Source organism: Pseudomonas sp. URMO17WK12:I6 (genome assembly GCF_003253625.1).
GTDB lineage: Bacteria > Pseudomonadota > Gammaproteobacteria > Pseudomonadales > Pseudomonadaceae > Aquipseudomonas.
In genome coordinates, this window is the sequence record NZ_QKYZ01000005.1 from 395376 (window position 1) to 403623 (window position 8248).

8 protein-coding genes and 1 pseudogene are annotated in these 8248 nt (G+C 61.4%); 2 read left to right on the top strand and 7 right to left on the bottom strand.

What is annotated here, in order from left to right; genetic code table 11:
* Nucleotides 1-12: 12 nt before the first annotated feature.
* Complete coding sequence (locus tag F475_RS12325) at nucleotides 13-258, bottom strand: DUF2789 domain-containing protein (protein WP_007940999.1); 246 nt, start codon at nucleotides 256-258, stop codon at nucleotides 13-15.
* A gap of 120 nt (nucleotides 259-378) precedes the next feature.
* Complete coding sequence (locus F475_RS12330; RefSeq protein ID WP_111454003.1) at nucleotides 379-846, bottom strand: aminoacyl-tRNA deacylase; 468 nt, start codon at nucleotides 844-846, stop codon at nucleotides 379-381.
* 214 nt (nucleotides 847-1060) lie between these two features.
* Here F475_RS12330 and F475_RS12335 point away from each other — a divergent pair, with 214 nt between their 5' ends.
* On the top strand, nucleotides 1061-1594 hold the full coding sequence (locus F475_RS12335) for an NfeD family protein (protein WP_111454004.1): 534 nt from the start codon (nucleotides 1061-1063) through the stop codon (nucleotides 1592-1594).
* Nucleotides 1595-1596: 2 nt separating this feature from the next.
* Entirely contained in the window at nucleotides 1597-2355 is a 759-nt protein-coding gene (locus F475_RS12340) for a slipin family protein (RefSeq protein WP_111454005.1), read from the top strand.
* Nucleotides 2356-2468: 113 nt separating this feature from the next.
* Here the strand turns inward: F475_RS12340 and F475_RS12350 are convergent, their stop codons facing one another.
* From F475_RS12350 to F475_RS12370, 5 genes and pseudogenes are all read right to left on the bottom strand, one after another.
* Entirely contained in the window at nucleotides 2469-3413 is a 945-nt protein-coding gene (locus tag F475_RS12350; protein WP_111454006.1) for a sulfotransferase family protein, read from the bottom strand.
* Nucleotides 3401-4193, bottom strand: a pseudogene (locus F475_RS12355) (aspartyl/asparaginyl beta-hydroxylase domain-containing protein). The gene F475_RS12350 and the pseudogene F475_RS12355 overlap by 13 nt, the downstream one beginning before the upstream one ends.
* Nucleotides 4190-4795, bottom strand: coding sequence for an adenylyl-sulfate kinase (cysC, locus tag F475_RS12360; RefSeq protein WP_111454007.1), 606 nt, complete (start codon nucleotides 4793-4795; stop codon nucleotides 4190-4192). The pseudogene F475_RS12355 and the gene cysC overlap by 4 nt, the downstream one beginning before the upstream one ends.
* Nucleotides 4779-6296, bottom strand: a complete 1518-nt coding sequence (locus F475_RS12365; RefSeq protein ID WP_111454008.1) for a TolC family protein — start codon at nucleotides 6294-6296, stop codon at nucleotides 4779-4781. The genes cysC and F475_RS12365 overlap by 17 nt, the downstream gene beginning before the upstream one ends.
* A 41-nt stretch (nucleotides 6297-6337) precedes the next feature.
* Nucleotides 6338-8248 (bottom strand): Ig-like domain-containing protein (locus F475_RS12370; RefSeq protein WP_256597107.1); only part of this gene is annotated, 1911 nt, incomplete at its 5' end.

Here is an 8248-nt window from a genome sequence, read left to right on the forward strand (position 1 = left end):
CTCCAGATTTTTTTACACCCCCCGCCCCTTCCTCAGCATTACATCCAACTGATCCACCACCTCCGCCCAATCCGCGTCATCCAGAATTTCCTCACGCAGTAACTCTGCCTGGCTCTCGCTCCAGAAGAACGCGTCCGCGAGGTGTAGTTCGGGTTTGAGCGGTGAATGGGTGGCGATGAATTTATCAATGCTTTCGGCGTCGTCAGGCAGGCCGAGTTGTTTGAACAGGGCCGGGAGGCTGTGGGTGGGGGATTCCATGTGGGGCTCCTTCGTGATGGCTGAATGAGGGTGACCGCGACGCGGCCATTCGCGGGCACGCCCGCTCCCACAGGTTTTTTGCAATTCCTGTGGAGGTGGGCTTGCCCGCGATGACGGCGGTTACGCCGACTGACTCAACTCGCAGACCTCGGCATGCGGCACCATTTTCAGATATTCAGGCACGCTCATGTGTACCAGGTTGTTGTGGTTGCCGGCTTCGAGGTAGATGTCTTGCTGCCGGGTCAGCAATGGGTCGATGACCATGTCCAGGCCATAGGATTCGCCCAATGCAGGCACGGCGCCGCGTTCGCAATCGTCGAACAGGTGCGGCAGGTTGCTTTCCCGGGTGACTTGCCATTCGCTGCTGCCACGGACTTTGCTCAGGTCCAGGTGACGGCTGGCGGGCAGCACGGCCATCAAGTAATGCCCGTGGCGATCGTCGAGGATCACCGATTTGGCCACCCGTTCAGCAGGAATGCCTGCGAGCCGCGCCGTTTCAAGGCTGCTGGCCGAGTGCGGATGGGAAACGATGTCATATTCGCAGTGCGCCTTGTCCAGGCTGGTCTGCACGGTTTTTGCCATACGCATGATGCACCTCGGTGTCCGCAACAACGAATGGCGGACGATGGTTAGAATTTTTTCTCTCCATTAAAAGTCTAGGCCCGCGGGTGGAATCCGGCGGGAAATCCGCCCGTCGGAGGCGGTCAACAACTGGTCAAAATTCATACAGTCACAGGCTCAACTAGACTTGTACACAGAGCCACGAACGGCTCGCGGACGGATGACTCTCCCGGAGGGTCAAGTGAACATTCGTTGCTGTGTAATTGCGCTGCTGTTGGCCCTGAGCGGACCGGTTTTCGCAGCGGACACCGTTGTAGTGCTGGTTCCCGACCCGATCGGGATCTGGCTGATCACCTTTGGCATCGCGTTTATGATCGCCGAGGCGGCATTGCCCAATTTCGGCGTGGTCGGTTTTGGCGGCATTGTGATGTTCGTGATCGGCGCACTGATTCTGACCGATGCCGAAGTGCCTGTTCCCTTGATCATCGTCCTGGGGCTGATCAGCGCACTGCTGCTGATTTTCCTGCTGATTCGCGCCTTGAAAACCCGACCGCGCCGCAACTTCAGTGGCGACGCCGAATTGCTGGGCAGCGTGACGCCGATAACGTCGTTGCAGGCTGGCAACGCTTATGTCGGCTGGGTGCACCTGCAAGGCGAACAATGGCAAGTCATGAGTGCCACACCGCTGAAACCGGGACAACAGGTCCGGGTGGTGGCACGCAAGGGTCTACTGCTGCAAGTGGCCGCGACTGACGCGGCACCGGGTGGAGAATAGTCATGGGTCTGCAATTGGGTTTTGCCGCGCTGCTGTTATTGCTGATTGCACTGGCGGGGTCGACTTTCCGCATTCTGCGCGAATACGAACGCGGCGTGGTGTTCCAGCTCGGACGCTTCTGGCAGGTCAAGGGCCCGGGTCTGATCCTGCTGATTCCGGCGGTTCAACAAATGGTTCGTGTCGACCTGCGGACCGTGGTGCTCGACATACCGCCACAAGACGTGATCACCCGCGACAACGTCTCGGTCAAGGTCAATGCAGTGCTGTATTTTCGCGTGCTCGATCCGCAAAAGGCGATCATTCAGGTCGAAGACTTTCTCATGGCCACCAGCCAACTGGCTCAAACCACGTTGCGGGCGGTGCTCGGTAAACATGAACTCGATGAATTGCTGGCCGAACGGGAACGGCTGAACGTCGACGTCCAGCAAGTGCTCGATGCCCAGACCGATGCCTGGGGCATCAAGGTGGCCACCGTCGAGATCAAGCACGTAGACCTCAACGAATCGATGATTCGCGCCATCGCCAAACAGGCCGAAGCGGAACGGGAACGCCGGGCCAAGGTGATCCACGCCGAAGGCGAATTGCAGGCCTCGGAAAAACTCATGCAGGCTGCCGAAATGCTCGGGCGCCAGCCGGGAGCCATGCAGCTGCGTTACATGCAGACGCTGAGTTCGATTGCCGGTGACAAGAGTTCGACCATCGTCTTCCCGCTGCCGATCGAATTGCTCAAGGGGATGGCGGATTTGTCGTCAAAATCCTGATCCACCGATAACCTGTGGCGAGGGAGCTTGCTCCCGCTGGGTCGCGAAGCGGCCCCAACATCTGCGACTGCTACGCAGCCCCAGCGGGAGCAAGCTCCCTCGCCACAATAAGATTATATTTTGCGCAATTGTTCCAACGCCTCATACGGCTCCCGCGCCCAGCGCTCCACCCGTTCATGAAGCAACGCCGAGGCTTCGCGACGCTTGTCATCGCCGTCGCCGACAAACACCTGCGACGGCTGCTTGGCATGTTGCCCCACCGCTGCAAACACTTGCCGGCGCTGCTCGATGTCCAACGCAAAGAACGCCGCCAACCGCCCCGCCATCGCCTGCGGCAGTTCGCTGTAATTCACCGCCCAGCCTCCAAATGCCTGGCATTGCGCCAACCCCGACGCCAGCAATTGCCCCAACCGCCGAGCGATGTAATCCTCACGGCCGCTGAATGGAGATTCGTCATCCAGCACACTGGCGCCGATCATCCCCGGCACCATGTGCACGCCCGGGCGACGCAGATGCGAGACAGCAATCTCCAGCGGATCGCGATAAAGAAACAGCCACGGTGCTTCAGGGAAGCACTCGCACAGCAACGGCAGCTCACCGATGTTCCAGGCGTCGAGTTTGATCACCAACCGTTGCTCCACGCCACGTCGACATTGCCCGTAGGCCGACAGTAACCCTTTGATCGCCGCACGGCGCTCGACAGCAGGCAAATCGCTGCGTAGCAACGCGTCCAGTGGCGGGGGTTCGCTGATGACAATGTGGTTGTCGAGTCGCGCCAGCATCTGGCTGACCAGGGTCGAGCCACAGCGGGAGGAGTGAAAGATAAAGGCGCTCGGCGTCAGACCGGGGCTGCAAACCTGCCAGTCCGTGAGGGTCGACAGTGCCGTTTTTCGACGAAACGCCTGATTGAACGGCAACCGCAGCGCATCCTCCACGGCGTCACGAAAAAACGGCTGATGCAGCCGCGTGTCACCGAACCAGCACCAATCGACTTGCCATTGCCCGGCCTCTTGCCACACGCGAATTGGCAACCAGCCTTCGAGGTTCAGGCGCTCCATTGTTCAGTCCACTGGCGGCGACCATCGCGCATCGCGCATCGCCGCGCGCAGCTCTTCACGGGTAAACACAAGGCCACGCTCGGCGGCCAGCTCCAGAGTGCGGGCGACAAAGGCTTCGTTGTCCCGCAATCCCTGCAAGGACTTGCACAGCTGCGGATCGCCGGCCAGCAGTGCGTTGAATTGCTCTAAAGCTTGATCACCGACCAGCGGCGACGGCGTGGTTGCCACCCCATCGATAATCGCCTGCTCCAGCCAGGCACCGGGCCGGCAATCGAGCACCAGATGAATTCGTGTCTGGGTATCGCGATTGTCTACGCGATGAGGTCGCGCCAGGTCGAGGTACCAGCACTCGCCAGCGGCCATCGGCATGCGCTGGCCGTCCAGCATGAAGTCCACTTGAGAGGGGCTGAGCAGCGGGATGTGCAGGCGCAAGTCCGCATCTGGTTCGCCCAGGTCATAGTCGCGATGCTCATGGATACGCCCGCCCGGACCGAGTCGCAACAGGCGCGCGCAGACGATCTGCAGCGGCAGATCCCGCAACCCTTGCTGCCATCGAACATCCCGTCGCCAGAGTTCGCGCAATCGAGGTTCACCGCGACCGGGTGCCAGCTCGGTCAAGGCATCGGCCGCGGAAATCAGCGCCACGCCGCTCCAGTCGCCGGTGTAGTAAGCGCTGTTGAAGTGACCGTGCCAGTTGTCCTCAACGATCGCCGCCAGCGCCTGCAACAGCAACGGCAAATCCACCGTCACCGGCAATCGGGAGAATGCCGGCCGGCTCATCGTTTTGGCAGCACCGCGCATTCGCCGAGCCAGGTCAGCAAACGGTCAAGACAGGCCTCGACCGATTGCGCGCCCGTATCGAGCACCAGCGACGCACACGGCGGTGGTTCGTAAGGCGCGGAAACACCGGTGAACCCCGCCAACTCACCCCGTCGAGCCCGGGCGTAATGACCTTTGGGATCACGCTGCTCACACACCGCCAAAGAGGCGCTGCACCAGACTTCGCGGTAATCCTCGCCCAGCCGTCGGGCAAACAGTTCGCGCAACTCCACCAAGGGCGCGATCATCGCGAGGATGACAATCTGCCCGTTCTCGACCAACAGCGCCGCCAGTTCGCTGGCGCGGCGGATGTTTTCCAGGCGATCACTGTCGGTGAACCCCAGATCGCGATTGAGCCCGACCCGCAGTCCATCGCCATCGAGCACCACACTCTGCACGCCATGTTCGAACAGCTCGGCGTGCAGTGCCTGGGCCAATGTCGACTTGCCCGCCGCCGGCAAACCAGTCAGCAGAATCGCCGTGCCGCGATGGCCGTTGCGGGCCTCCCGTTGGGCACGGCTGATGCTCGCCGTCGGCGCCAGCAGGTTAGTGGACCGGGGCATGGGCCACCGGCGGTACTGAGATGTTGCCCGCCGCCCATGCCGCTTCGCGATTGGCCAGTGCGGTGGCGATGGACTGGACTTCGGTAGATTGCACCTCGTCCGGCAGCGGATCGAGACCGGCGCTGGCGAAGATTTGCCCGTAAGCGTTGCGCAGGTCAGCGTAGGACAGGTCGCGACGCAGATCGGCCTGCAACGTGTTCAGTTCGCCCTGGATCAGATCCAGTTCGCCCAGCCCGGCCGCCTGATAGCGGTTGCGCAGCTGGCCGATGATTTGCCCGTCGATGTTCGACAATTGCTGATTGGTCTGGAACTGCCGCAGTGCTTCGCGGTAGTTGGCGTTGGCCACGTAAAGCTGGGCCAACACTGCGATGGACATTGCCTGACGACGTGCCGCGGCGACTTCTTCGCCGGCCTTGGCGACATCGATCGCGGCGGGTGCGGAAATCACATTGAACAGGTTCCAGGTGACTTTCACCCCGTAATCCGCCCAGCTCTGTTCCACCAAAAACGAGTTGCTGTCGTAATGCCCGCCAGCGGAGAACTCCAGCCCTGGTAACAGGCGCAGCATAGCTTTGCGGGTTTCGGCCGCGCTGATGCGGGTCTGGTAATCCTGCTCGCGCAACTCCGGCCGACTGGTCAGGGCTTCCTGCTCCAGGCTGGCGAGGTCGACCTTGAGTTCCGGAATGTCGTAATCGTCCTGGGTCGCCAGCGTCAGCTCGGTATTCAGTGGCAGGTTGATCAGGGTCGCCAACTCGGTTTTTGCCAGCGACAGCGCGCGGCGTTGCTCTTCCAGTTGCCGGGTGGCTTCGATCAGCGAGCGCTGATAAGCCAACGACTGGATCGGATCGCCGATACGCTGTTGGCTCATGCTCTGGCTATTCTCACGGGCGGTATCGACCCGGGCCATCAGGCTGTCGATTTGCTTGAGCAAACGTTCGGCGGCCACGGCTCGCCAATAGGCCGAGCGCACGTCCTGGACGATGGTGTTGATCACCTTGCGCCGACGTTCCTGCACGATCAGCCGCTGATCGCCCTGCTGCTTGGCGCTGATGTAGCTGACGCCGAAGTCGAGCACGTTCCAGACCATGGTCAGGTCCGCCACGTCACGGTCGCGGTCCTGGGAGGTCGACGGTTCCAGAGACTGGGTGCCGGTACGCACGCTCTGGCTGCTGGAGGCGTTGACGTTGTTGCGCCCCACGTAACCGGCATCCAGCGCCATGCGCGGCAGCATGTCGAAACTGGCGAGGTCGAGTTGGCGCTTGGCCAGGGCTTCTTCCATGATCTTGAGCCGGCCTTCGAGGTTGTATTTCACCGCGCGGGCCATGGCCTGGTGCAGGGTCAGCGGGCCGCTGAGGGGCTCCTGACCCTTGTACATGTTTTGCAGATCGCTTTTGGCGCGCTGTTGGCTGACGCTGCGTTCGATCGGTTGACTGGTGACTGCACATCCGCTGATCGCCAGCGCCAGCAGGCTGGCGCCGAACAACTTATGACTTCTTTTCATCCTTGTATTGCCCCCGGTGCCGCACTGCTTTAATGATTTTTTCAGGCCTGCATTTCACTGATGCCGACCTGTTGCAAAGCCGCGGCCAGGCTGTCGACCTGCCGTTGCTCGGTGTCTTTGAGCTGTTGTAATTGCTGGCCAAGACTCGGTGCGCCAAACACGCCGCGCAGCCCTTGGGAAACATCCCCCGCCCTGATTGACTGATTACCAAAGGTGTTCAGCGAATCCCCCTCGCTACTGGTGGCCTGATTGAAAAGGCTCGACAGCGTGCTGCTGCCGAAGACCCCGCCATCGCCCCCGCCAAAGCCGAGGAAGCCGTGGCCTGAGCCATCGCCGCCGTTGTCGCTGCTGGTGAATACCTGGGCAATAAAACTCGGCGTCAGCGCCCCGTGGTTTATGAAAATGTCGCCCAGAGGCCGAATGCCATTGCCCATCACCCGTTGTTCAAACAACGGGGCAAAGGTCAGCGGCGAGCCGAGATCGCCAGTGGGTGGGGTGAAGATGATCGGTTGCAATGGCACGTTCGGCGGATCGGCGACGACCACCGGTGTCAACACCAAGGGGGGTGGCGTCGGTACGGTGTCGATCACGTAGTTATTGGATACCGCGACGCTGGCGCCCAGGTTGCCCGCCAGGTCCGTCACATTGCTGGTGTCCAGCGCAATGAAGTTGCTCGGGTCGGTAATGTTCGCGGTGGGCGTGAAGGTCCCGGTCCAGGTCTTGCCGCCATCGCTGCTGGCCAGATTGGTCAGTTCACCGTTGGTCACGCTCAAGTCCGACAAATCGAAGTTGCTGACCGCTTCGCTGAACGTGAAGGTCACCAGTGTCGTCTGGCCAATTCCCAACACCGGATTGGCAACCACGATGCTGACGGTCGGACGGGTCGCATCAAGTGCGTAGTTGTTGGAGATGGCGATGCTGGCGCCGGCATTGCCCGCGGCGTCGAGCACATTGCCGGTGTCGAGCAGGATCAGGTTGGTCGCATCGTTGACGCTCGCGGTCGGCGTGAGTGTGGCGGTCCAGGTCACTCCGCCGTCGCTGCTGGCCAGGTTGGACAACACGCCATTGGCCACGCTGAGGTCGGACAGGTCGAAACCGGACACCGCTTCGCTGAAGGTAAAGGTCACCGTGGTGGTTTCGCCGATACCCAGTTTATTGTCCGCGACCACAATGGTCGCGGTCGGACGCACGGTGTCGATGGCGTAGTTGTTGGAGTCGGTCACGCCGACGCCGCTATTGCCCGACACGTTGGTCACACCGCTGTTGTCCAGGCGGATCAGGTTAGTGGTGTCCGTGACACTGGCGGCAGGCGTGAAAGTCGCCGTCCAGGTCACGCCGCCATCGCTGGAAGAAACACTGCTGAGGGTGCCGTTGGCGACCGTCAGGTCAGCATTGGTGAAACCGCTCACCGCTTCGCTGAAGGTAATGGTCACCAGCGATGTTTCACCGGCCTTGAGGGCACTGTCGGCAACGACGATGGTGGCGGTCGGCACCTGGGTTTCCACCACATAGTTGGCCGAGTTGGTGGTGCCCGCTCCAGTGTTGCCGGCCACGTCCGACACGCCGCTGTTGTTCAGGGTAATGATGTTGCTGGCGTCGGTAACCCCGGCAGTCGGGGTGAAGGTCGCGGTCCAGGTGATGCCGCCGTCGCTGCTGCTGACCGCGCTCAAGGTACCGTTGGCGACGCTCAAGTCACTGTTGTCGAAACCCGTCACCGCTTCGCTGAAGGTGATGGTCACCAGGGCGGTTTCCCCCGGTTTCAGGGTCGAATCACTCAACACGATGGTGGCCGTCGGACGCTGGCTGTCGATGGCGTAGTTGTTGGAGTCAGTGGTGCCGCTGCCGGCGTTGCCCGCCAGGTCGCTGATCCCGGTGTTGTCCAGGGTGATCAGGTTGGTGGTGTCGTTGATGCCCGCCGAAGGCGTGAAGGTCGCCGTCCAGGTGATGCCGCC